At 65.8% G+C, this 24,553-nt stretch carries 22 protein-coding genes; 11 read left to right on the top strand and 11 right to left on the bottom strand.

Annotation, left to right across the window (positions count from 1 at the left end; translation table 11 throughout):
* Positions 1–216 precede the first annotated feature (216 nt).
* The 3 genes from KA712_09750 to KA712_09760 all read left to right on the top strand — a co-directional run bounded on the left by KA712_09750 (position 217) and on the right by KA712_09760 (position 3,914).
* A complete protein-coding gene (locus tag KA712_09750) occupies positions 217–1,548 on the top strand; it encodes a hypothetical protein (GenBank protein ID MCG5053229.1) in 1,332 nt (443 codons plus the stop codon).
* Positions 1,549–1,624: 76 nt separating this feature from the next.
* Positions 1,625–2,467, top strand: a complete 843-nt coding sequence (locus KA712_09755) for an NAD-dependent protein deacetylase (protein MCG5053230.1) — start codon at positions 1,625–1,627, stop codon at positions 2,465–2,467.
* 145 nt (positions 2,468–2,612) lie between these two features.
* A complete protein-coding gene (locus KA712_09760) occupies positions 2,613–3,914 on the top strand; it encodes a hypothetical protein (protein ID MCG5053231.1) in 1,302 nt (433 codons plus the stop codon).
* 12 nt (positions 3,915–3,926) lie between these two features.
* Here the strand turns inward: KA712_09760 and KA712_09765 are convergent, their stop codons facing one another.
* The 4 genes from KA712_09765 to KA712_09780 form a co-directional block, all read right to left on the bottom strand.
* The gene (locus KA712_09765; GenBank protein ID MCG5053232.1) at positions 3,927–5,012 is read right to left on the bottom strand and encodes a hypothetical protein; all 1,086 of its coding nucleotides are present in this window, start codon (positions 5,010–5,012) and stop codon (positions 3,927–3,929) included.
* 55 nt (positions 5,013–5,067) lie between these two features.
* Positions 5,068–6,645 carry a SpoIIE family protein phosphatase gene (locus KA712_09770; protein MCG5053233.1) on the bottom strand — a complete coding sequence of 526 codons (1,578 nt, stop codon included), beginning with the start codon at positions 6,643–6,645 and terminating at the stop codon, positions 5,068–5,070.
* Between the two features lie 115 nt (positions 6,646–6,760).
* Positions 6,761–7,858, bottom strand: a complete 1,098-nt coding sequence (pelF, locus tag KA712_09775) for a GT4 family glycosyltransferase PelF (protein MCG5053234.1) — start codon at positions 7,856–7,858, stop codon at positions 6,761–6,763.
* A complete protein-coding gene (locus KA712_09780) occupies positions 7,858–8,796 on the bottom strand; it encodes a glycosyltransferase family 2 protein (protein MCG5053235.1) in 939 nt (312 codons plus the stop codon). Before KA712_09780 ends, pelF begins: the two co-directional genes overlap by 1 nt.
* Before the next feature lie 103 nt (positions 8,797–8,899).
* Between KA712_09780 and KA712_09785 the strand changes: the two genes are divergently transcribed.
* Genes KA712_09785 through KA712_09795 form a run of 3 tightly spaced genes read left to right on the top strand, consistent with a single transcriptional unit; the run spans position 8,900 to position 12,020 of the window.
* Entirely contained in the window at positions 8,900–9,910 is a 1,011-nt protein-coding gene (locus KA712_09785) for a hypothetical protein (protein MCG5053236.1), read from the top strand.
* A gap of 42 nt (positions 9,911–9,952) precedes the next feature.
* Complete coding sequence (locus tag KA712_09790) at positions 9,953–11,305, top strand: hypothetical protein (protein MCG5053237.1); 1,353 nt, start codon at positions 9,953–9,955, stop codon at positions 11,303–11,305.
* Positions 11,298–12,020, top strand: a complete 723-nt coding sequence (locus tag KA712_09795) for a CpsD/CapB family tyrosine-protein kinase (protein MCG5053238.1) — start codon at positions 11,298–11,300, stop codon at positions 12,018–12,020. The genes KA712_09790 and KA712_09795 overlap by 8 nt, the downstream gene beginning before the upstream one ends.
* A gap of 23 nt (positions 12,021–12,043) precedes the next feature.
* On the opposite strand, the gene KA712_09800 is transcribed toward KA712_09795, so the two are convergent.
* The 3 genes from KA712_09800 to KA712_09810 are packed head-to-tail and all read right to left on the bottom strand — an operon-like array spanning position 12,044 to position 14,035.
* Positions 12,044–13,216, bottom strand: a complete 1,173-nt coding sequence (locus KA712_09800; GenBank protein ID MCG5053239.1) for a hypothetical protein — start codon at positions 13,214–13,216, stop codon at positions 12,044–12,046.
* 58 nt (positions 13,217–13,274) lie between these two features.
* On the bottom strand, positions 13,275–13,565 hold the full coding sequence (locus KA712_09805; GenBank protein MCG5053240.1) for an STAS domain-containing protein: 291 nt from the start codon (positions 13,563–13,565) through the stop codon (positions 13,275–13,277).
* 8 nt (positions 13,566–13,573) lie between these two features.
* Positions 13,574–14,035: an ATP-binding protein gene (locus KA712_09810; GenBank protein MCG5053241.1), complete on the bottom strand. Its 462-nt coding sequence runs from the start codon at positions 14,033–14,035 to the stop codon at positions 13,574–13,576.
* Between the two features lie 64 nt (positions 14,036–14,099).
* On the opposite strand from KA712_09810, the gene KA712_09815 reads away from it, so the two are divergent.
* Both KA712_09815 and KA712_09820 read left to right on the top strand, forming a co-directional pair.
* Complete coding sequence (locus tag KA712_09815) at positions 14,100–14,822, top strand: sugar transferase (protein MCG5053242.1); 723 nt, start codon at positions 14,100–14,102, stop codon at positions 14,820–14,822.
* A 60-nt stretch (positions 14,823–14,882) separates the two neighbouring features.
* Positions 14,883–16,010: a glycosyltransferase family 2 protein gene (locus KA712_09820; GenBank protein ID MCG5053243.1), complete on the top strand. Its 1,128-nt coding sequence runs from the start codon at positions 14,883–14,885 to the stop codon at positions 16,008–16,010.
* 26 nt (positions 16,011–16,036) lie between these two features.
* On the opposite strand, the gene KA712_09825 is transcribed toward KA712_09820, so the two are convergent.
* From KA712_09825 to KA712_09835, 3 genes are read right to left on the bottom strand one after another with little or no spacing between them, the layout of a single operon-like run.
* Complete coding sequence (locus KA712_09825) at positions 16,037–17,032, bottom strand: hypothetical protein (protein MCG5053244.1); 996 nt, start codon at positions 17,030–17,032, stop codon at positions 16,037–16,039.
* Positions 17,033–17,066: 34 nt separating this feature from the next.
* Positions 17,067–18,725: an MBOAT family protein gene (locus tag KA712_09830; protein ID MCG5053245.1), complete on the bottom strand. Its 1,659-nt coding sequence runs from the start codon at positions 18,723–18,725 to the stop codon at positions 17,067–17,069.
* 41 nt (positions 18,726–18,766) lie between these two features.
* Complete coding sequence (locus tag KA712_09835) at positions 18,767–20,128, bottom strand: O-antigen ligase family protein (protein MCG5053246.1); 1,362 nt, start codon at positions 20,126–20,128, stop codon at positions 18,767–18,769.
* 82 nt (positions 20,129–20,210) lie between these two features.
* Here KA712_09835 and KA712_09840 point away from each other — a divergent pair, with 82 nt between their 5' ends.
* Entirely contained in the window at positions 20,211–20,870 is a 660-nt protein-coding gene (locus KA712_09840; GenBank protein ID MCG5053247.1) for a polysaccharide biosynthesis/export family protein, read from the top strand.
* A 218-nt stretch (positions 20,871–21,088) separates the two neighbouring features.
* On the opposite strand, the gene KA712_09845 is transcribed toward KA712_09840, so the two are convergent.
* On the bottom strand, positions 21,089–21,346 hold the full coding sequence (locus KA712_09845; GenBank protein MCG5053248.1) for a hypothetical protein: 258 nt from the start codon (positions 21,344–21,346) through the stop codon (positions 21,089–21,091).
* Positions 21,347–21,434: 88 nt separating this feature from the next.
* Between KA712_09845 and KA712_09850 the strand changes: the two genes are divergently transcribed.
* Together KA712_09850 and KA712_09855 are read left to right on the top strand one after the other, a co-directional pair.
* A complete protein-coding gene (locus KA712_09850) occupies positions 21,435–22,124 on the top strand; it encodes a glycosyltransferase (GenBank protein MCG5053249.1) in 690 nt (229 codons plus the stop codon).
* Positions 22,125–22,220: 96 nt separating this feature from the next.
* Positions 22,221–24,548: a fibronectin type III domain-containing protein gene (locus tag KA712_09855; protein MCG5053250.1), complete on the top strand. Its 2,328-nt coding sequence runs from the start codon at positions 22,221–22,223 to the stop codon at positions 24,546–24,548.
* The last annotated feature ends 5 nt before the right edge of the window (positions 24,549–24,553 follow it).

Here is a 24,553-nt window from a genome sequence, read left to right on the forward strand (position 1 = left end):
GTGAATTGTGCAATCACTTAGCGCGAGAGTTGCTTTCGCATATTTTTCCGCGTGACCTGTCCGAAACCTGGGGCCGACGGCCGAACGGCCGGCAGAGAGCTGCGGGCTCATAGTGGCAGAGGTGGCCCCTCGAGGCTCATCGGGGTGCATGTCGCAGGTCAGGAAACTTCGCACGAAGACTCGACAGGCGAGCGTGATTGGCGTTCGATGGCGGCAATGGACGTCACGCTCCCCGTTCGACGGGAAGCCTCTCGCTTGGCCGATCGCGCCGCCGCCTGCTCCCTGCCGGTGTTGGCGTGGGTGGCCCCGCTTGGCCTCGCCCAGCTGCGCGCAGTGCCCTTCTTCGGAGCCGTCTCGGGGGTGAATGCCGCATTGAGCGTCTCGGAGCCCGTTGATTTTGCGGCTGTGGCGCTCGGCCGCGTGGCCACTCTATTTCCCGTAGGCGATCTCACGATGCGCTTGTCACTGCTGGGGGCTGTCGTGGGGGCGCTCGCCGTATACCTTTGGACCCGTGTGGGCTTGGAACTTGCGGCCTGGCTGCGCCCGCCGCCCCGGGCGCGGCTAGGCCCCGACGACGCCGTTCACGAGCCTGTGGCGGTGTTGGGGGCTGTTGCCGCCGTGACCCTCTGCGGTCCTGTCTTGACTCACTACACGACGGCGTCAGCCGCACAGGCGCTTTCGCTGGGCTTCGTCGCCGCGTGGGCCTGGGCCGTGACGTTGCTGCTGAGAGACCCGGCCGACGCGCGAGCGGCCTTGGCGGCATCTTTTCTCGCGGGCGTGACGGCCGTGAGCGCTCCCACCGTGGCGCCCTTGCTCTTGCCTCCCGGCTTGGTCTTTTGGGTGTGGGGTCTCAAGCGCCGCGCGCGCTGGGCCTTGCTAGGGCCTCTCGCCTTTGCCCTCGGGACCGCTCCGGGTCTGGGGGGGGCAGCGGTTGGCTTCGGCGACACGGCCCGGTGGGCCGGCTGGTTCGACCTGATTTCGCTCGGAGTCTTCCGGCGGGCCGCGGGGCAGGTGGGATTCGAGGTGTGGTGGCAAACGGCGGTTTCGTTGGCCGATGGGCTGGGCGTCGTGGCCGTGTTGTTGGCGCTTCTGGGTCTTGGTGTCCTCGCCCTGCGCCTACCGAGCTGGGGGGGCCTGGTGCTGTATGGCACGTGGGCGGGGGTGTTGAGCGCGGCGGGTGCCGGTGTCGCGCGCGAAGCACGCCTCGCGGATTTTCTTGGGTTCGTCATGCCGGCGCTCGCAGCCGGCATCCTGCATTTCTCGGCGAAGCTCGGTCGAGCCCGCCTGCCTGCGGCGTTGGCTCTTTCCCTCATGTGTCTGGTGGCGCCCGTCATGTCCGGGGGCCTCGCGCGTTTTGGGCCCGACGGCCGTCTGCCCTTGCATCTTTTGTCTCGCGCCGAGTGGCGTCTACCGCCGCGCAGCGCGGTCGACCCGGGTTCGGATGAGCTGCGGCTCGTGTTTCGCTACGGAGCCGCGCTGGGTGTGCGTCCCGATCTCGTCATCCGCCCCGGTGCCGTGGCGCGTGACGCACCCGCAAGCGCGCCCTGACGTTGCATCGGGTCCGAGCTTCCGCGCATCTGATGGCACGATGACCGGACCGCCACCCTACCGCCTGCCGTCTCCGATGCCGTCGTCGTTTTCGGACGACGGGGGCCCGGTATCGGAGCTCGTCCGGTTCTTTCGCCATGGCAAGGTGGCAGTGTTGACAGGTGCGGGCTGCAGCACCGAGTCGGGTATTCCCGACTATCGCGGCCCCACCACCGGTCGGATGCCTCGCCAGCCGATCCAGCACGCGGCCTTCCTGCGCAACGCCCTCGTGCGCCGGCGCTACTGGGCACGAAGTTTTTGGGGGTGGCCGAAGTTCGCTGCCGCCCGGCCCAACGCGGCTCATGCGGCGCTCGCGACCCTGGAGCGGCGGGGCTGGCTTTCGGGGCTGATCACCCAGAACGTGGATGGACTTCACCACCAGGCCGGAAGCCACCGCGTGGTCGAACTACACGGGGCGTTGTCGCGGGTGGTCTGCCTGTCTTGCCAATCGGAAATGGCGAGGTCGGACCTGCAGGTCGAGCTTGCGGCGCTCAACGCAGACCTTGCAGGCGAAGCCGAGCTGGCGCCGGATGGTGACGCGGAGGTTTCGGCCTCCTGGCTCGAGCGCTTCCAGTCGCCGGTCTGTGGGTGCGGGGGAGACCTCATGCCAGCGGTCGTGTTCTTCGGCGGGCACGTTCCGCCCTCCGTGCTTTCCGAAGCGTGGGGCGTCTTGGAGCAGGCCGAGGCGCTGTTGGTGGTGGGCTCGTCCTTGGCTGTCTTTTCAGGTTACCGCTTCGTGAAGCGTGCGGCCGAGCAAGGAAAGCCGGTGGCCATCTTGAACCGTGGCGAAACCCGGGGTGATGCCCTGGCCGCGCTTCGCATCGAGGGATCCGCGGGCCCCGTCCTGAGCGCCCTGGCGCGCCGGTTGGACAGGGCCTAGCGCGGCGCCACGGGGCAACCGGTCGCGCCCGTGGTAATCTTTCGTTACATTCATGCGGGCGAAGGAACGGGGCCGCACAAGTTCATCATGCGGGGCGGGGCGGCTGGGACAGGCCGTCGGCCTCTGGGTGGTTGTGTGGGCCGGCGTGTCGGCCTGTGGCGTCGGTACGGACGGCGAGCTGGGCGAGCCGTGGGACGCGGCCCCTGACCTCAGCTTGGACGGCGAGCCCGGGGCGTTGCCACGCTTCGACGCGCCCGTCACGGTGGGGCCGCCCGAGCCCCCTATCCCGGAGCCAGGCGACGTGCCGCTCGAGCCGACCTTCGACGCAGCGGTCCGGGACACGAGCTCTGTGTCGCCCCCCGACATTTCGCCCCCCGTTCCCGTTCCGGATGCGGGAACACCGGATGCCGCTCTTCCGCCACCCCCGCCCCCGCCGCCACCCCCACCGCCGCCGCCTCCTCCTCCGGATGCGGCCCCACCCCCACCGCCGCCGCCTCCTCCTCCGGATGCGGCCCCGCCCCCACCGCCGCCGCCTCCTCCTCCTGATGCGGCCCCGCCTCCCATGCCGGATGCCGCGCAGCCCGATGCGGGTGTGCCGCCCGATGCGCCGGTTGCGATCGATACGGACGCGCCACCCGAGGGCTGGTACACGGTCTCGGAGGCCTCGCGGTCCGTCGAGATGGCTCCCGTGAAGTGGCAGTACGCTTACGGGTACCTCCACGGGGGCGACCCGAACATCGACCTCGGGTGGGGCTGGGGATGGGGCATACGTAACTTCGTCGACAACGAAACCGGCGAAGACCACTCGGGTGGCTTCGACGCCGTCTACAAGAACTACAAGTGGGACAAGACGCCCGTCGTCGTCGGCACCCCTGTGGATCGGGGCCAGTTCGTGGACATTCCGGTGACGACGGGGCTTTCGAAAAAGATCGATCGCCTCTACTACGGCTTCGCCGGACTCGAGATCGAGTATCTCGAAAACACCTCGGAGTGGACCGAGGATTTCATCCATGTCGCGGGCGCCGAAAACGACTTGGTCTTCGTCATGTACGGCATGGATGACGTGGTCGGCATGACCGAGGGCCGGAGGTTGTGGAAGGAGTCAGAGCGTATCTCCGTCGAGACGTACGGTCGGCCGAAGGCGAACTACGGCGACACCTTCATCGAGGCCAACGGCGCGACGGTCGATGATTGTTCCTACCAGGGCCACTTCATCTACGGATTGATCAATCGGACGACGGGGCGCGGGATCGCCGGTGTTTACCCGACGTCGTTCACGGTCCAGGATTTTCGGATCTGGTGGACCGAAGTGAACCGGATCGAGATTGAATTCGCGCCCAACGGCAAGATTGGGAAACGGTGGCTGTTCCGGGTAGATGGCGGCCGCGATCAAGTCGTCTCTTTGGGCAAAGCGCTCGTGGACGCGGGACGCTTCCCGGGGAACTGAGACGCGCCGATCTCAGGGACGCTTTCGGCGCTGCCAAGCGAACGCGGCGCCCGCGCCGCCCGCCACGAGCAGGAGGCCCCCGGCGACCCACACCGTGCGTGAACGCGACGTGGGCAGGACGGCGGTCTCCGACACGACCGCTCGCAGGACCGGTTTGGACGTGGACTGGCCCTCGGCGGGGTCCGCGGGGTGCGGCGGGAGCGACTCGTGGGTCGCCGGCCCCGGGTCGGTGGCCTGAAGCGCCGACCCGTATAACGAGGAAGCCTTCGCCGCGGCGAGGCGCGGGGGCGCGGGGCGAAAGGGGGTGGGGGGCTGTGTTTCGCTACGGGGGCCTGCATCGGTAGGCGCAATGAATGGGGCGCTGCCTGCGAGCCGGCTCACCGCGGGGCGGACCTCGCCCGGCGGCGGTGCGCTGGCGTCAGGGACTCCTTGAGCAAGGGGATCTCGAACGCCCGCGTCAGGTTTTGGGCGCCCGGGACGATCTTTCCGGCGGGTCGGCTCCGCCTCCGGCGCGGCGTTCGACGGTCGCAACGGGGCGCCTGCGTCGGGCGGGGGCGTGGGCCTACTCTCCGCGGGCTTGCCGGCTGCTCCGGCAAGGGCGCTGGGGTTCGCTCGCGTCTCGCTTTCGTTCGGGACAGGCGGAGCCTCGTGTGCCGGCCCGTCGGACGAGGCCCCGCGGAGGTGCGGAGGCGCCGCCCGCCCGGTCTGGTTGCGCTCGAGGATGTTGCGAGCCTGTGTGATGTAATGGATCGCAAGCCGGGGGTTGTTGGCCTCGGTTTCTATCTGGCCCAGCAGGACGAGCGCTTCGGTTTCTTTGGTCAGGGTTCTGGCTTCCCTGTACAGGTTGCGCGCCGTGAGCGCTTCCTGTCGCGCCTGCACGAAGCGACGCTTTTCGAGCGCCGCGTTTGCCCGAGCGAGGGCCGCATCTCCGTCGCGCTCGGTGCTCGCATCCGCGGCAGCCGGGGCGGTGGCTTCGTCTTGCGCCTGGGCGCGCCCCTCGCACGCAACCCCAAGTGCATGCCCCCAAACCACCCTCACCGCCAGGCACGACACGATCGACACCCTCTGGGATCGCGTGGCCTTGGTACCCCTGTGCATGAGGGATCAGTCTAGCGCGGTCCTCGAAGACGCGAAGCTGCGGTCGCCGACGCCTTCAGCACCGCTTGAGCACGAGCACCGTGCGATCGTCGCCTTCCAGTCCCCCGCGGGGTGCAGACGCTTCGAGCAAACGGGCAAGCAGTGTCTCGGCGCTCAGGCTGGGGGCGCTCCGCAGGAGGGACTCCTCCATCACGCGATCGCCCTCTCGCCCGAAGGCCTCCACCACGCCATCCGTGCAGGACACCAGCGTATCGCCTGGGTGAAGGCGCACGATTGAGGAGTCGTAGAGGGAGTTCTCCAACATGCCGAGCCCCGTTCCGCCCGAGGTGAGGCGCTCGATGCGCCCGCTGGCGCGCACGAGCCAGGGCGGGATGTGGCCGGCGTTCACGTACGTGAGGCGCCCGGTAGGGGGCGTCAGGCGTGCCAGCACGGCCGTGGCGTAGCGATCGTCTGGGAGGTTCTCGAGAAAGCTTTGATTGATGGCCGCAGCTGCGCTGCCCAAAGAATCTTCCTGCCAGTGCGTTCGCACGGCGGCCCGCAGGGCCATCATCAACATCGCGGCTCCGGCGCCCTTGCCGCTCACGTCCCCCACGGCCAACCGAACGGCGTCGGGGTCCGTCGAGAGGTCGAAGTAGTCGCCGCCCACGCTCAGGCTGGGTAGGCACTGCCCCGCCACGTCGTAGCCCGGGATCTGGGGGGCGCTGGCGGGCATCAGCCTCTGTTGCACCAAGGCGGCCAATCCCAGGTCCGAACGCAGACGCCGATGCGCCACATCGACTTCGCGCGCCCGCGCCGCTTCGATCTGGGCCGCAAGGAGGTGTGCCCATAGCCCCAGCACGCTCTCGTCGGCGTACCCGTAAGGACCGAGCGCGCCCAGCGAGCGGGCGGCATAGGCGAACCCCAGCATGCGCTCACCCCCACTGCGCAGAGGAATACAAACGGCGGAGGCGGGCCCGCTGTCTGTTTCCACGAGCCGGGCCACCACGGCGCCGTCGGCGGCGATGACCTGGTGGATGAGCTCAACGGGAGGAACCACGTGCGAAGAGCCTTCGCCGCGGTTTACGCTGGCTCTCGCGATGACTGTCGGGGGGCGCCCTTCGAGCAAGGCAATGCCCGCGGCATCGGCCCGCGCCAGGTCAGCGAAGAGGTGGCTGCCGCGCTCGAGCACCTCGGCGAGGCTCTCGCAGCTTGCGAGTGCGCGCGCAGCCCTGCCCAGCCGTTCCAGGCCGGCCCCGGCGGCACCCTCGAGCAAGCCAAGCCCGGGGTTCGTGATCTCGCGGGCCAGGGTGAGCCCGCGTTGCCCTTCGGACGTGGGCTGTGAGAGAAATCCCGCGGTCTCTGAGTCGGGCAGTGCGTCCACGAAGGTGAGGCGGCTCTCGCCCGCCCGCAGCACGTCACCGTCCTGCAAGCGGCGCGCACCCAGCACGGGTGTGTCGTTGACGAACGTGCCGTTCCGGCTGCCCCGGTCGACGATGTAATAGCCGTCGGCCCGGCGCTCGATTTCGGCGTGACAGCGCGAGAGGATCGGGTCCGGCAAAGCGAAATCGCTTTCGGGCGCACGCCCGATCGTGGCGCGCTCCTGGAGGAGAACCGCCCTCGTGTCGTCGTTTGTGTAGATGATCAGCCCCGGCATGTTTCCGTCGCCGGCTCAGGATAATGCTATTTTTGTGAATGTGTAGTAACGAAGGATACATTACGCGAAAAAGCTTGGTGACAGACCGCCGCATGTGCGGTGCGTTGTGTGGCCCTCAGGAGGCTACCGCCGCTTCGTAAAGAGACTGGTACTCGCGCGTCATGAAACCCAAGTCAAAGTGCGCGCGGGCTCTGGCAAGACCCGCAGCGGCCATACCTTCTCTCATTTCCCGGTCCTTTAGCAAGGCCGTAAGCGCCTCGGCGAGGGCCGCGGGGTTTTCCGGGGGGACCAAGCGACCCGTTCGACCCGGGATGACGGCTTCGGCGAGCGCTCCCACATCCGTGGCCACCACCGGGAGCCCGGAGGCCATCGCTTCGAGCACGGTGAGCGGGAGACCTTCGCTTTTCGAGCTCAGCACGAACACATCGAAGGCCGGCAGCAGGTCGGCCACGTCGCGCCGCCCTCCGGCGAACACCACGCGCGCGCCGATGCCCAGGTGCTGCGCCTTGTCTTCCAGTTCGCGCCGCAGAGGTCCATCACCCACGAGCACGAGGCGGGCATGGGGCACCTCCGTGCGTGCAAAAGCCTCGAGCAAGCAGGCCTGATCTTTGACAGGTACCAAACGCCCCACCGTGCCCACCACCAGGTCTTGGGGCTCGAGCCCCAAGCGCTCCCGTGGTCCCCGGCGATCCGAGCCAGGCGTGAAGGCGTTCGTGTCGATGCCGTTCATGATGGTCCGCACGCGGGAGGAATCGATCCCCTGGGCCACCAGTTTGCGCTTCACGCGTTCGGCATCGGCCACCACGGTGTGCGTGAGCCACGGCAAAGACAGGGCGCGTTCGGCCAGCTTGAGGCCTTTTTGGTGAGGGAACAGGTTGCTGTGTTCCGTGTGCACCAGGGGGCGTCGGGCCACGGCTGCCGCAAGGCCGCCATAGAGCCAGGGCCCGACGTTGTGGGAATGAATCACGTCGATGCGACGGCGGCGCACCAGAGCGGCCAGCCGGACCGGCAAGAGCGGGTCGCGGCCGGCGCGACGGTCGAGCACGTGGGTCGGAAGGCCCAACGCCCGGAACTCTGGGCCCAAAGTGCCATCAGTCGTCAGACTGGCAATCTCGAGTGCGAAGCGGCGTGTGTCGATGCGCCGCGCGAGGTTGAGGACCAAGGCCTCGGCCCCACCGATCTCGAGTGTGTTCATCACCTGCAGGACGCGCATCACCGTAGCCTCGCCCGCAGCTGCTTGAGCCGCGCCAAAGTGTTTGCGCCAAGCGCACTCGCCACCAAGTACATCCACGCCTTTCGGTGCGCAGGTTTCAGTTTCACGCACGCAAGAAGAGGGCCTCTTGCTTCAGTCGTGCGACCGAGGTGAATCAACTCTTCGGCCCAATCGAGGTAAACCTGGGCCAAGCGGTCCGTCCACTCCGCTTCAATGGCGGGGTGCTGGCTGCAAAAACGTTGCCGGGCGAGCTCCAAAACGCGCTTTTCACCGCTGTACGATCGGCCGACGTTCCGGCTGATCCCCGAGGCGTGGGTTCGGTAGCGGATCTCCGGCGTTTCCAGCGCGTGGATTTCGTAACGCGCGGCCACCCGCAGCCACAGGTCGTAGTCCTCGACGGCAAAGAGGGCGGGGTCTTCGTCGAAGCTCCCGACCTCCTGCAAGCAGGCCCTCCGCACGAGCACCGACGAGGTGGGGATCACGTTACGCCAGAAGAGCCGATGAAACGCCTGCCCGGAGACCCCGGGAAAGCGGCTGCGCCCCACCACGTCCCCGGTCTCGTCGATCTTGAGAACGGGGCCATAGACCAAGCCCACCGCGGGGCGCTCGGCCATCACCCGCAACTGCTGGGCGAGCTTCGTGGGTTCCCAGACGTCATCGGCGTCGAGGAAGGCCACGAACGGTGCCTGCGTGGAGCGAATGCCCGCGTTGCGGGCGCGCGCGGGTCCTCCGTTGGCCTGCTTCATCAGGCGCACCGGGTGATCGGCAAAGGGCCGAAGCGTCTCGTCGAAGGGACTCTTCGAGCCATCGTCCACCACCACCGCTTCCCAGCGTGTCTCCGTTTGCGCCACCAACGACGCCAGCGCCTCGGTCAGGAACCGCGGGTTCGGGTCGTACGCCGGTATCACCACACTCACCTCGGGGGCCCCTGTTGTCATCACCTGCCATTTCATGCGGCAGGGGCTGCCGTTTGGCAAATCCCTGTAGGTCGCTCCCGTCGTCTGCCGGACAGCGAGGGATTTTTGCGGGATACTCTCTGCCGTGGCTTACCAGCTACCGACCTTGCCTCTCCGAGAACCGGATCTGGGCACCTTGCGCGATGAGCTTCAGGCCCTGTGGCGCGCGGGCCGGCGGCGTCCGTTTTTGGTGCTGCTGTGTGCGCTGTTCGGCGCAGGTGTGGTGGGCCTCCAGAGCGCGCGCCGTTCGCCCCTGCCCGTGGGGCGGGTGATGGTGCGCATCGAGGAGCAGTGGTCGGAGGGCTCATCGAACCGGCGGTTGTCGCGCCAGGAACTCGAAAGCTACGTTCACGACGTGGCGTTTTCGGCCACACATCTCACCGAAATGTTTGTCGAGCGGCTTCTCGATGGTCCTCCGCCTCGTGACCTGGATCCGCACGAGGTTGCGACGGGCATTCGCGAAGACCTCACCCTCGAGGTGGTTCACGACCAGATCCTGTCGTTGTTCTCCGCCAAGGAGCGCCGGCGTGCGGCGTTCGTCCAGGTCAGCTTCCGGGCGGGAAGCGCAGAATCCGCGTTGCGGGTGACGGATGCCCTGGCGGACCTGCTCGTGGAAAAGGCGATGCTGGCCGAAAGCGAAAGCTCACGGGCGCATGCCTTTGCGGCCCGGGAGGCCTCGAGCCGTGCTGAGGAAGAGCTCACGCGCGCCCGCGCCCGGGTGACCACGCAGCTCTCTCTCATCGAAAGGCCGAGTAAACTTGCGGAGTTCGTGGGAGTTGCCCTGTCCGTCGAGCGCCACCGCGCCGCGCGCGCCAAGTCTGAAGAGGAAGAAGCGTTCATGCGCTTTCGGGCCCAAGCGGAAATGCCGTTGGTGTCCCTGACGCGGGGTGAAGTGCGGGTCGAGCGCCCGGTCTCTCGGCAGCGCACGTTCCTGACCGTGGCTGGCATCGGCTTTGCGTCTCTGCTGCCCATCGCATGGCTTCTCGTGGGCGCCTTTTCCAGCCGTATCGAAGACGCAGACGATTTGTCCCGGCTCGGGCTTTCTTCGCTGGGGGCCATTCGCGGGGCCGAGGGCCCGCGACGCCGCATGCAGTGATGTATATTCGGTCCCGCCTTGGCTTCGTCTGAAAGGGTCTTCATGCCGGCTTCGATCCCCGCCTCCTTTTTTCTTTTCAGAGCCGTGCGGCACTTCTGGCCCTGGATCCTGGTGGTGGCCGCGTTGGGCTCAGCGGCCGCCGTCGTGGCCGGACGATACACGCCCCCCGTTTACAGGTCGGAAGCCATCTTGCTCATGCAGCAATACCCCGGGGCACCCGACGCTCGTCAGGCCGGAGGGCGCCTGAAGGACATGTTGATGGCCAGCGAACGGCTGTCCAAGGTTCTCGAAGACGCTCGGCTCTTCACCCATCTACGCACCGGGCAGGAACGCGTGGAAGAGATGCGGAAAAAGACCGTCTTTCGAGCCCACCCCGGAGCCACGTTCTCGATTTCTGTGTTGGCCAACACACCCGAGCAGGCCCAGCAGGCCACGCGCGACCTGGCCGATGGCCTCATCGAAGACGATGGGCGGCTGCGAGGCCTCGAAGCCCAGCGGAACCGCATCTTCCTGCAGGGTGAGAAAAAACGTCTGCAGGCCGAGGTCAAGAACCGTGAAGACGAACTGCAAGCCTTCCTGCGTGAGCATCCCGAGGTCGCGCTCCAGCCGGAGATCGAACTCGTTACCACGGATGATGGCACCCGCGCGCTCGAGCAGGAACTCGAGCGGCTGCGCCAGGCTCAAGACCGGAGCTCGGGACTCGGCGGACTCGACTCCGACTCGGCCGCCTCGGCCGCGCGGCAGCGGGCCGAAATGGAGCTGTCGCGGGCGCGGCTCGAGCTGTCCGAAAAGCGTGACCTGCTGACCGAGGCTCACCCCGACGTGATCTTGGCTCGCCAAAGGCTCGACCGGGCAGAAGACGCCTACAAGCGGTCGATGGCGGCCGAGAGCGCTTCGCGAAAGGCTGCGCTGACGGCGGCGACGTCGCCCAACGCGGAAAGTGAGCGCTTGGCAAAACAGATCGATACCCTCGAGAGCAAGCTGGCCTCGGCCCGCACGGGGGGGCGCGGGAACGCGCGCGGCCGTCGCAACAAAGAGTTGGCCCCTTTGCAGGTGCAGTACCAGAGCCTGCGCCACATCACCGAAGACGTGCGTGAGCGCTTGAGTCGCCTGGAAGAGCAGCAGTTCCAAGCCGAGATGTTGGAAAAGATGCAGACCGGTGAGGGGATTGGCCTCCTCACCATCCTGGACCCGGCCTACCGTCCGGCAGCCCCGGAGGTCAATCGCGGCCTCAGGGTGGCCATGGCGGGGATAGGCGCCAGCGTGGTGCTAGGAGCCTTTGTGGCGTTTTTGCGCGCGTTAATCAGCGACAAGGTCCGGGATCGCCGCGATGTCGAGTGGCTTGCGGGAGCCTCGGTTTTGGCGGTCATTCCGAAGGGAGGAACTCGTGGCTGAAGCAAGGAGCCCCAAGAACTTGGCGGAGGCCATGCAAGGGGCGAGCGCTCACGGCGCCACGGACGTTGAGGTCGTGGTCATGCCAGCCCCCGCGACCACCGACCCACGCCTCGTGGTGGCCGAGGCCCCACAGTCGCAGGCCGCGGGCTCATTCCGGGCCCTGCGGCAACGGGTGGTCGATTCCCCCGAGCGACGTACCTTCCTGGTCACCAGCACCGGACCGGGCGAAGGCAAGTCCGTCACCGCGGCCAACCTGGCGTTGGCCCTGTCGGAACTGGGACGTGCCCGCGTGGTGTTGGTGGATGCCCATCCGGCCGCCCCGATGGTGGCAACGTTGTTCAAGGTGCCAGAGCCGCCCACCTGGACCGTGACCTTGCAGGCGCGCCGCGGAGCCGACGTTGCGCCGCCGTGGGAGGTGGTGAGACAAGGCGATGCGGACGTGCACCTGCTCACGGCCTGCCGGGAGCCCGCCGTGCCGGCGCCTTTGGCCTCGGACTACGCCCATCTCCTCGCGCTGTTGCGGCGGGCCTTCGACTTCGTGGTCGTGGACGGGCCGGCTCTCTCCGCGCGCCCCGATGCGGCGGTGCTGGCCGAGAACGTCGACGGGGTCATCGTGGTGGCGTCGGCAGGTCGGACCCGGGCACGGGCCCTCCGGCAGGCGCTCGAGCAGATCCCCGCGCACCGCCTGCTGGGTACGGTGGTCCTCGAGCGCTGACCCGCGACTGCGGCCCGTTGCCCTCAAACCGCGCCGGCTGCTGGCGGGGGAGGCATGATGAGGTCTCGAAACAGACCCGGGTCTCCGGCTTGCCCCTGCATGGCGGCCATGGCGATGTTGTACATTTCGCGCGCGGTGACGTAGTGCAACTTCCAGTGCACGCCGTCGTTGTACGTGCGCGCCAGCTCTTCGTGCAGGGCGCGGCCGGGTGGGCCCAGCAAACATCCTGCCTGCGCTTCTTGCGCGCCGTGAGTGTGCACCTTCACGAACACCCATTCCGGGCGCCCCGCGACGTGGATGTTTTGGTTCACCCAGGAACGAAGGCGCCACGGGGTGGGGGGATCGTGGGCCGTCACATTGGCGTTTTCGATACGAGGCAGGGGGCGGCGGACACTTCGTAGCGTGAGAGCCAAAGGGCCTTCGACAATGAGCAAGCGATCGTCGTGCCAGCGCCCCACCTTGGCTTCCTCCCCTCGGTCGAAGGCACGTCTGCGACTGAGGTCACCCACTGGCCAGTAAATCTGATTGACGATGGCTGCCTGGCTTTCGTCCGGGGCGGCGGGAAAGGTGTAGTCGGCGTAGCACCCGGTCTCGAAGAGCACCTCGAGCTCGTTGTCCACGCCGCACCAACGACCGTCCGCCCGCGCGTTGGCTAGACACCAGTTGCCGTGGATGAAGGCGTATCGGACCTTGTCCTGCGTGCGGCTGAGATGCCCATGTGAGGCGAACCGCCCCAGGCCCTCTTCGAGCTTGGCCTTGAGGCTCGCGGCCGTGTCGCCATCGTGGTGGATGTGAACCTCCACCTCGCCCAACCCCTGGCGGGCAAGGTCGGCGAGCACGTCGAGGTGGCGCCCGTCGTACTCTTCGGTGGGAAAGAAAAACGAATGCCGAGGGGCATGGCCGTCGGCATCCCTGAAATCCTGGCAGAGGGCCGGGTAGCCTCTACGCCACGTCTCCACGCGCGCGTCGGCGACCGCAGCGCCGGGCGACTTCCAGCGCGGCTCGTAATGGTCGCAGAACGCAAAGACAAGGTGGCGGGGGCCCGCCACGGGCGTACCTCGGTTCGCCAGGGGAGCAAGAAGGCGCCGTCCTCGCGCCCGCAGGTAAGCCGGCAGCCAGCGCTCGAGGTGCTTGCCCCGGATCTTCTTCACCAAGGGAAGTTCATTGAAGATTCCTGCGCCGTTGGCACCCTTCATGTCGCGCCCCTCACCACCTTCACCCACCCGCTCCGGACAACCTACCTACGTGAGCGCGTCACGCGCCCATCAGGATGCGATCCAGCTTCAAAAGCTTCAAGATCGCCAGGGGTTGATCCTTGACGCCCTTGACCTCGACCTTGCCGCCGTACGCCCGAACGCGCCTGAACAAAGACACCACGGCACCCACACCGCAGCTGTCGATGAGCCGGAGGCTCGACAGATCCACGTACACCTTCTTGTGGCCCTCCTGGACGATGCGGTCCATCGTCGGCCGCAAGTCCACGACCGTGAGAGCGTCCAGCTCTCCGGAAATGCGGACGATGACCGAGTCACCCTCGGTGGACATGGTGAACGTCATTTTTCGATATCTCTAGCGATCCGCTTGGACAACTTCAAGGTGTTAGGGGGGCCTGCCAGGTACTCGACGCGGTCCATGAGGGTGCGGATCAAATATACCCCGAGTCCCGATTCGGGAAGGTCTTCGAGCGTAGGGTCCTTGATGGCCTGCAAATCGAACGGCTGGCTATCGTCCTTGAGCTCCACGTGCAACACATCCCCCACCGAATAAAGCAACACCGACATTCTCCCGGGATCTCGCCCCTCGTACCCGTGAATCGCCACGTTGTTGAACGCCTCTCCGACCGCCGTGACCACTCCGATCCGTAGGTCTTCGAGATTCTGTTTCGAGGTGCCCGAACCAACGGCTAGCTTGCAGGCAGCGGACACGGTTCGCAACACCACCGACCGGTGTGCAAGGGTGGCCGGCACCTCCAGCAGGATGGGCAGCGTCTTTTGTGACACTTTGGGTTCCGTCATGAACCTGGGCCGAGCGCTGTGGGTTCCTCGTGCGTGTGTTAAGCTGCGGCAGGGGTGGTGATTCGTGAGATTGGGAGTCCGCCTGATTAAGCGCGTGTTCGACATCGCCTGTTCGGCGACAGGACTGGCCATTACTGTACCATTTTACCCCCTGATTGCAGGGGCCATCTACCTCGAAAGTCCTGGCCCGGTGTTTTACAAGCAGCGCCGGGTTCGTCGCCTCCTGGGGGGAGGTGCTGGTGGCAAGGACCTCGAGTTCGAGGACTTCGAGATCCTCAAGTTTCGCACCATGGTGCTGGACGCCGAAAAGAACGGCGCTCAGCTGGCCGCCAAGGCGGACAGGAGGGTCACCCGGGTCGGCCGCTTTCTGCGCAAGACCCGCATCGACGAGTTGCCACAACTGTGGAACGTGTGGAAAGGGGACATGAGCATGGTGGGGCCGCGCCCCGAGCGCCCCGAGATCTTGCAACAATTGGCGCTGGCGATCCCTTACTTCGAGGAGCGCACCCGGGGGGTCAAGCCAGGGCTTACGGGGTTGGCCCAGGTCTGTCTGGGCTACACCGGCGAGGCGGATCCGAAGAGCGAGATCGGCGCCTACCTCAAGGACCTGACCAACCCCTTTGGGATTCCCGAAGCCGAGGGCGCGTTGGCCGACGACATGCGGGTCAAGTTGCTCTACGATCTTGCCTACTGTGCCTCTCTCGAAGACCTCAAGAGTTTCGCGCGCACCGAGCTCGAGATCTTGCTCAAGACGCCTCTCGTCATGCTCAGGGGGAGTGGTCAATGAGGCTGGTTCCCTGGTGCCCGTGAGCGTGAGGGCGGCTGCCTGACGTCGGGAGGTGCTTGCGTGCTCGGGCTGGCGTTCGCGTGTCTGGGGCTCTTGGTCTACACCTACGTGGGGTATCCATTGCTCGTCGCCCTGGCCGCGCGGCTGTGGCCGGCGCCCCGGGTGACGGCATCAAGCGAGACACCTCTCGTTTCCGTATGCCTGCCGGTGTTCAACGCCGAGGGGTTCATCGACGCGAAGCTCGAGAGCCTCTTGGGGCTGGACTGGCCCGCGCAGGCGCTCGAGGTGCTGGTGTTCGATGACGGGTCTTCGGACGGTACGGCGGCGGCGCTTGCGGCCTGGGAACGGAAGGAGCCGCGCGTACGCCTGTTTCAAGGTGAGGGTCGAGCGGGCAAACCTTCGGCGTTGAACCGCCTTGCGGCCGAGGCCCGCGGCGAGGTGCTCTTCCTCACAGACGTGCGCCAACTTCTTCATCCGGCGGCGCTTCGTGCGCTCGTCCGGATCCTCCTGACGCCGGATGTGGGGATGGTGAGTGGCAACCTCGAGCTCCGGGGCGCAGCGGGCAGCGGTATGTACTGGCGTTATGAAAAGTGGATTCGAGCCAACGAAGCTCGTTTCCGCTCGCTGGTCGGCGTGTCAGGGGCCGTGGCGGCGGTACGCAAAGCCGACCTGCCCGCCTTGCCAGCGGACCTCATCCTCGACGACGTGTATACGCCCATGTGCTTGCGCCTCGCCGGTCGTCGCGTGGTCCTTGCCCAGGATGCCCTGGCTTACGACGAGGCCTTCGAGGACGACCGGGAATTCGCGCGCAAGGTGCGCACGTTGGCTGGTAATTTTCAGCTCTTTGCGAAGCTGCCACGCCTGCTCGTGCCCATCGTGAACCCCTCTTGGTTCGAGACGGTGTCACACAAGCTGGCGCGGTTGCTTTGTCCGGTGGGGCTCTTCGGTCTCCTTCTCGCCAGCGTGGCGTTGTCCGTCGTGCCGCCCGCCGAGGAGCCTCGGTTCGTCTCGTCGCAGGCGGCAGGCGTGGCGCTGCTCTTGGGCCAATCCGCGTTCTATGTGGGCGCTCTCGCGGGTCGCCGTGCGGGCAAGCTGGGTACCCTGTGCCGCACCTTCGTGGTGCTTCACATGGCCGTCGTGGTGGGGTTTTACCGTTTTCTGCGCGGGCGCCAGCGGGTGACCTGGTAAGCGCAGCCTCTGCGGCCGGACCCACCTCAGGGGGACGCCAACACGGGCGCCAGCCACTCGGCCAACGCCTTCGAGTAAACCCGGGCGCCTTCGGGCGTGAGATGAACATCGTCGGCGTAATGCCGGGGCGTAAGCCCGAGGGCCCGCGGATCCCGCGCGTCCACGAGGCGTGCGCCCGAGGCGGCCAAGAGTGCCGTCATTTCGGGGTAAAGCGGGTACGGCGGGCCCTCGAACGCCGCAGGGACCGGGTACGCCACGAACACCAGTTTCACGCCTTCCTCCCGCGCGACTGCCAGCAGGCGCGCGAGGGCGCGGGTCTTCCGGAGCGAGGCGCGCTCGTCTCCTGGGGCCGGGGCTTCGGGCGACAGGGGGTGGCTTCCGGGGTCATGTGCGCCGGTCGACTGTGGGGGGAGGGCCGCTTCGCGGGCCTGCTGTTGAAGCAAATTGGCCTGGTTCACGTCGCGGAGGAAAGCTTTGTATCCGGGCACGAAGGCGCCCAGAACCCTCTCCTTGAGGCGTCCACGTACGGCAATGGCTGCCGATAACGACGACAGCACGAATTCGGAGCGCTCGTCGAAGGTTCGAAGGTCGATGGTGAACACCGAAGGCCAGTCGGGAACGGACGTGAAGAAATGCGCGAGGCGGCCGATCTCGATGCGGTTCCCGTCAAGGAGGTCGTCTTCGTAGAACGTGATGACGGCCGTGTCTATGCTGTTGCCCCGGTCGTAGAAAGTGTCCTTCAAGAGGAAATGCCAGGTGTCCACGCGCGAAGCGTCTGCCACGAACTTTCCAGCGGAGACCTTGACACCGAGGGCGGTCAGACCGGGCACGAGCACGTCGAGGTCGACGCCCTCGTCGGTGGCCGAGTTGCCCACGAAGGCCACCCGGGGTGCCGGTGAAGAGGCCAGTGCGGCTGCGCGTTCGGGGTAGGCACGAAAGCGGCGCAAATCCTTCGAGGCCGATACCAGGACCGTGCGGGCCGCAAGCTCGAGGGCGAGCAGCGCGACCACGAGCGTACCCACCGCGTACCAGCGTGAACCCGTGGCGTCCCTTTGGCTAGAACTGGAAGTAGATGAACTCAACGGCTTTCTCCGCGTGGAAGAACAGAACCATGACCACCACGTACACGTACGCCAGCGCCCGCCCGGTCCAGGGCCATGCCCCCACTCTCTCGATACGCCGTTCACCTTCGATGAGCCGTTCGATGAAGAGGAGGGGAAAGGCCAAAAACGCCATCAAAGCGAGCGCCGACCCCACAAAGGGCGTGTAGTGGAAGTCCGTGAGGACCCTGCCGGCCATGTGGTAAGCCGCCTGGAAGTTGTCGGCCCGGAACAGCAACCATCCGACGCAGGTGAGATGGAACATACCCAGGATGCGCAGAGGACGGCGCCAGGTCGCCCCGAAGGCGCCCTCGGGTACCGTGTCTGGAATCTGGAGCACGCGGAAGAGGCACAAGACGATGCCATGGAAGAAACCCCAGGCCACGAAGGTCCAGCTGGCGCCGTGCCACAGTCCGCCGAGCAGCATCGTGATCATGAGGTTTCGGTACAGCTTTCTGTTTCCGCCGCGATTTCCTCCCAGGGGGATGTACAGATAGTCCCGCAGCCAGGTTGAGAGGCTGATGTGCCACCGCTTCCAGAAGTCACTTGGGCTTTGGGCCAAGTAGGGCTGGTTGAAGTTCACGACCAGCTCGTAACCAAAGAACTTCGATATCCCGCGGGCCATCGAGGAATAGCCGGAAAAGTCGCCGTAGATCTGGAGCGCAAACGCGTAGATTCCCACGAGGGTCTCGGGCCCGTGAAGGCCGCTGCCCTGGCCCGCGCCGTAGGGGAAGAAGATGGCATTCGCCACTTGCGCAAGGTTGTCTGCGATCACCACCTTCCGAAACAACCCCACGGCGATGAGCCAGGTTCCTTCTCGCATCATCTGCCGTGTCACCGTGCGAGGCTCCACCACCTGCGGCAACAGGGTGTGGGCGCGCATGATGGGCCCCGCGATCAGGTGAGGAAAGAAGCAGACGAAGAGGGCGAAGTCGCCGAAGTCGCGGGTGGGTTGGGCGTCCCCGCGGTAGATGTCGATGGTGTAGCTCATCGCCTGGAAGGTGTAGAAGCTGATCCCCGCAGGCAGCAGGATGCCGAGTGTGTGGAGCGATGTGGACATCCCCATGCGGTCGAGCAGGGTGGCGAAGCTGCCCACGAAAAAGTCGAAGTACTTGAAGAAACCCAGCAAGCCCAGGTTGGCGATCATGCTGATCACCAGGAACACCTTGCGACGCCTGACCTCCGGCAGACGCATCAGCGTGGGAAGCACGAATCCGTAGGCCAGGCTCAGCGCCACGAGGGAAAACGGGATCCACAGATCCGCCAGGCTCTGCGGCAAGGCCGCCCTGACGGCCGACGCGTTGTGGGTCTCCAGACCGCGTCTCAGGAGCTCGTAGTCGATGCCGCTACACAGGAGGAACCCCGCGCCGATGACCAGGGCGCCGAGGCGTCGCAGCGCTCTGCGCGACAGAGCCACGCCGGCAACCCCGAGCCCCCCGACGAAATCGATGATGGTCGAAAACAGGACGAGGAACAGAAACCGGTAGTCCCAAAAACCGTAGAAGACATAGCTCGCCCCCAACATGAGCCGGTTTTGTCCCCTGTGCGACAGTCGCCAATAGGGAACGAAAACCGCCAGGAAGAACAGCCAAAATCCGAGCGTGTTGTAATTCACGGCGCTTGACCCTCGCGCAGAATCCGATGGCCGGGCATGGCTTAAACTTTCGTGCGTAGGTACGCCTTGAGAAACACCAACAACACCCCGTCGATGGCCACCACCGCCAGGAGATCTTTGGCGGTGCTGGCCACGCGAAAGTCTGGCATCAGCTCACGCGCTCCCGCATAGAGGGCTCCCACCAACCCCAGGTAGATCCAAAAAATATTGTGATCCGAAAACGAAAGGAACATGGAAGATACCATGAGCCCGCACATGGCCGATAGCAGAGCCGTGGCCCACAGGCGGACCAGGGGAGGCGCGTTCGAGCGCCCGGAGAGCAGGGTCATGGGTACCTTGAATGCGAAATAGACCACGGCGCTCCAGAAGAACAGGCCCACGAGCCCCAATTCGCCCAGCGCGAGCATCATGGAATTGTGTGCCGTGCGTTCGTGAAACTCCGTGAACTGGCCTTTTCCCATGCCAAAGATCGGTGACTGCCGCGCCAGCTCGAACGCAACGTCCCAGGCCTCGTAGCGACTCATCGTGGATTCGTCGGCGCTGTCTCCCGAACGCCCCCCGAGCATCATGACGGGCCCCGCCACCAAGGCGGCGAGCACAAGGCCGAGCGCCTTCCAGCGGCGCAAAAAGTACACCCCCAGGACGGCCATGAATGCCAGCTGTCCGCTGCGCGATTGGGTGAAGATGGTGCAAAGCCCCGTTGCCGCCACCGAGAATGCGACCAGCAGGGCACGGGGTAAGGTCTTCCGCATCTCCAAGAGCGCGATGGCGAAGGGAACGCCGATGCTCACGATCACGGCCAGCTCGTTGGGATCTTGCATGATGCCGCGGTAACGAACGCGGTGAAGTACGCTGGTCGTGCCGGCGAGGCCGATGTGCTCACAGCGGTACTCGACCCCTGCCTCGAGGTTTCCTTCGTAACAATCCTCTCTTTCCTCGCAGCTGCGGCCATCGGGTACGAGTTGATCCGACGTGGGATCGTCGCTCTGCTTCACGCAGCCGAGGGGAGCGAAGGCCTGGTGCACGCCCACGAGGGTGATGGAGAGGCTCAAGCACAAGAGCACGGTGGCCATGATCCGGAGCGAGCGGAGGGTCTGGAGGCTTCCAGCCACCATCAAAAAGAGGCACAGGGAGACCATCGAGCCGAGCATCTCGCTGAGGATGTCCCAGGGCGCCTTTACAGCCAGCGTGACGAAGGCCCACCCGAAATAGGCGCCGGCCCAGGGCAAGAGGGGGTTGCTTTGCAGGCGCGCGAACCCGCGTCGTACGTCCAGTGCGCAGCCGATGGCTGCAAGGAGCAGGCCGATGTAGATCCAGGGGACCCGCCCGAGGATGGGAATGAACTCCTGGGGCCGGATGTAGACCAGGAAGAGGATGCCAACGAGGCCGGGTATGGCGAACATGAGAAACCAGACGTATCGTACCTTGATGCGGCGGGAAACAACCTCGTTCAGGGGCGTTCAGGCAAGTTCGAAGCGGGGGCAGATGCGGAAGCACCCGACATGCGGTGTTCCCTCGCGGGGCCTGGCCTCGGCCGTGGGCTCGAGACTTTTGCCCGTGAGTCTGGCCGTGAGTCTACTCGGCCTCGCGATTTCGGCATGTGCGGCCAAGCAATACACGTACAACTACGCGAAAGAACCTGACCCGCGAAGCCGGGAGTTCGTGGTGGGCGCGGCGGACCTGCTGCGCGTGAACGTGTGGGGCCAACAAGAGCTGAGCGTGGACATCGCGGTTCGGCCGGACGGCAAGATCACCTTGCCCCTGGTGGGTGACGTGGTAGCGGCCGGGCGTACGCCGTCCGAGATCCGCGACGAGGTTCAGTCGCGGTTGACGGCCTACGTGAAGAGTGAGTCGGCGAAGGTCACGGTCGGCGTGATCGAGATCCGGAGCTACCGGTTTACGGTGAGTGGCAACGTGGAAAAGCCGGGTCAGTACACGGCGCCCTCCTACTTGACGGTGATCGAGGCTCTCAGCATGGCAGGAGGACCGAACCGGTTCGCCCAGTCCGAGGAGGTCGTGATCCTGCGCGACTACGGTACGAAAAAGTATCGTAAGATCCCGATCAACTACGAAACGCTTCGTCTGGGCACCACGCCCGACATGAACATCGTCATCATGCCGAACGACAACATCGTGGTGCCCTGAGGCGCGGCGACGCGCAGCGTGCGGTCGGGTCCGAGGACGAGGGCGCCGTGCGAGTCTTGGTAGTCACGAAACTGTTTCCGAATGCGGTCGAGCCCCTGCTCGCGCCGTTCAACCGCTTGCAGCTTGCCGCATTGGGCGGGCTGGCAGAGGTCAGGGTGTTGGGAACGCTGCCCTGGTTTCCGGCAAACCGCGCGCTCGCGAAGCTGGCGGGTCGGCCTCTACCCGCCGCGCCGCCCGCCCGCGAGATCATTGACGGGCTCGAGGTATGGCATCCCCGCACGCTTTACATCCCGAAGGTGGGGCTGGCCGCCGCTCCGGCGCTGTACATGGCGAGCTTGCTCGGGCAGCGCTCCCTGGGTGCGCTGGCGCACGCCCGCTGGGCCGATGTCATCCTCGGGTGTTGGGCCTACCCGGATGGCGTGGCGGCCCTCGGCCTTGGCGCCTTGGCCAAGCGGCCCGTCGTCGTCAAGGTTCACGGGACCGACATCAACGATCTGGCGCACCGGCGTTCCGTGCGCCCCGTGCTCACCAGGGCGTTGCCCGCGGGCGCGGAGGGTCGTGGCCGTGTCCAAGGGCCTCGTGCGCGAGCTCGAGGCGCTCGGCGTGCCTTCCCCGCGTATCGCCCTCGTCCCCAACGGCGTGGACCGGTCTGTCTTCGCTCCCCGTCCGCAGGTTCAGGCCCGCAGGGATCTCGCGCAAGCCGTGGAGGGCAAACTGGTCCTTTACGTGGGGGCGCTCAAGGTCACCAAAGGTGTGCGCGAGCTGTTCGAGGCCTTCGCGTCACTGGCTGGGGCGCGCCCCGATCTGCGCCTCACCCTGGTAGGGGGAGGTGAGTTGCGCGCAGAAGGAGAGCGTTTAGCTACCCGCCATCCGGGCCGCGTGTACCTGCCCGGCCCGCTTCCGGCGCGCGAAGTTGCGGCGTGGATGGCCGCTGCAGATGTCGTGACGCTACCGAGCTGGAACGAAGGCACCCCCAACGTGCTCATCGAAGCCATGGCTTCGGGACGGCCCGTGGTTGCCACACATGTAGGGGGCATTCCCGATCTGGTTCGTCATCCGGGCCTCGGGTGCCTTGTTCCTCCGCACGACTCCGGCGCGTTGCGGTCCGCCCTCGAACGCGTTCTCTACGGCGCGGGCGAGACCTCCGCCGGGGCGTCCCTCGATCCGCAGGAGATTGCCTCGTTTGCTCCCGGCGATTGGCGGGACAGCGCACGACAGCTGCTGAGTGTTTTGAAGGCGGCCGCCCTCAGCTGAGCGCGAGACGCGCTGAATGCCCTCATTTTGTGACTTTCGCCGAGCCCGAATTAACGTCAAACTTATTCGCCTATGCGCGTACCCAGGTCTTTCGTTGTGGGGAGGTTGTTCAGGTTCGGGCTTGCGGTGGCCGTGCTGGCGAGCGCAGGCGCGAGCTGTCGCACGGATGGCGACGCGAAGAAGGATACCGACACGGACGGCCCGCTCATGCCGGAACCGCCGGGGGATCCGGGCGCACCGAACCGGCCTTCTCGGCTCATCGCCCTCGGGGCCTCCAAAACCGCCGTCGAGCTGGCGTGGACGGATGCATCCACCGATGAAAGTGGCTTCGTCGTCGAGAGGGCTTCCGCGCGCAATGAGGATTGGTCGAGCGTGGGTACGGCTGCGGCGAACGCCACCAGCTTTTCAGACCCATCGCTTGCCCCTGCCACGACCTATCGCTATCGCGTGTTCGCGCAGAACGCCAAGGGCAGGTCAGCGTCATCCAATGTGGCCACGGCCACGACTCAGGTGGATGTAGCGGCACCGCTGTCGATTCCCACGCAACACCCTCGGTTGTGGTTCACGCCCGAGCGCCTGGCCAAGGCCAAGGCCTGGTACGCGAAGAACCCCTTCGAGCCGAAGGACGACGAAAAGGACGAGCTGGCCTTCAAATACCTCATGACGGGGGACAACGCCCTTGCCCGCAAGGCGATCGATTGGCTCAAGACCTTCACGCTCGACGTGGGCCGCAGCGTGAACGACGACGCCCGCTGGTCGGGAGAACGTGCCTTGCTGGTCTTCGACTGGTGCTTCGATGAGATGACCGAGTCCGAGCGGGCCATGCTCATCGAAAGATGGAATGGGTATGTGGAGACGTTGAACGGAAAGGACTGGGGCAGCTCAGCCACCCCCGGACCCGCGAACAACTACTTTTGGGGCTACCTGCGCAACGGCATCGAGTGGGCGATTGCCAGTTGGCACGAAAACGACAAAGCGCCGGCGTTGCTCAATCACGCGATGAACGAACGATGGGAGGCCTTCAAGACCTACGGTGCGGGTGGGGGGGCGGGCGGCGTGCCGGCCGAGGGCTCTCAGTACGGTCGTTACATGTTGGCTTACGCCGCCGTTCCCCTGACCACGGCGATGCTTCTGGGACGCAACATGTGGGAAGAAACGCCGCTGTTCAAGTCCTCGGTGTTCTACCTGGCGCACTCGCTCAGCCCCGATCTCACGACGTCGAAGAGCGGAAAGACCGGCTACGAAACTTTTCCTTATGCGGACGACGACGGTTTCAAGAACGGTAGTTCTGCCTCTTCGATTTACGCCGGGGCGTTCATGGGAACGGCGGTGGATGTATGGCGGGATACGCCCGTGGGCGGTTATGCCCAGCGCTTCTTGGACATCGTGAAGCCGCCGATGCCGCACTATATCGAAGCGGTGATGCCGGCAGTGCCTGCCCGTAGCTTCGACGACATGCCGGTCGACTATTTCGCGCCAGGCATTGGCTTCTTCTATCTGCGGAACAAATGGGACAAGAACGCCATGGTCCTGAACCTCCAGCTCGGGTGGCCCATCGGCGCCGACCACCGTCACCTCGACGCGGGCACGTTCCAGGTCTGGCGCAAAGGGCGATGGCTCTCACGGGAGACGGCGGGCTACGATGCCAGCTGCGCGATGCCGGGGTGGAAGGGCCAAAAGGAGGTCCGTTGTCCCGCGACCGTGCTTCACAATGGCTTGCTGTTCGAGGGTTATGGCCTTGCCAACGCCTATCACAGGGGCGATCCCAAAGTGCTGCGTCTCGAAAGCACGCCCGAGCATGCGTTTGCGGCCGTGGACTTGACCCCCGTCTACCTCGCTGACAGCAACCACCCCGAACGCGACTTGAACCCGCATGCCGAACAGGTGATTCGCGAGTTCGTCTTCATCCGGCCCCTCGAGACCCTGGTGGTGTTCGACCGCATGAAGGCCACGGCGTCCCCCAAGAGCGCCGAGGAGGTCAATAAGACCTTCCTACTACACTTCGAGGCGAAGCCCACGGTGGCGGGCAACGTGGCCGAGATGAAGCTGGGGGGGCAGATCTTTCGTGCCACGACCCTGCTCCCAAAGACCGCTGAGAGCCGCGTGATCGATGAAGGGGAGGCTGGACAGTTCCGCTGGGAGGTCGACGCCCGGGGCGCAAATCCCGGCTTCCTGTTGCACGTCCTGCAGGGCAAGGACGAAGGTGGCGACGATGTCGTGGCCAAGCTGACCGAGACGCCGGACGGCTACGAGGTGTTGCTCAAACACCCCAAAAACGGGCAGGCGAAGGTGGTGTTTCAAAAGGGCATGACCTCAGCGGGGGGCAAGTTTGGCTTCTCCGCGTCGGGAGATCCCGCCGTCACCGATCTGCCGGTCGGCGTGCAGGAACAACTCGTCACGGACGACGGTCCGGTGTGGCGTTGAACGGC

This window comes from Myxococcales bacterium, from assembly GCA_022184915.1.
Lineage (GTDB): Bacteria > Myxococcota_A > Polyangia > Fen-1088 > Fen-1088 > JAGTJU01.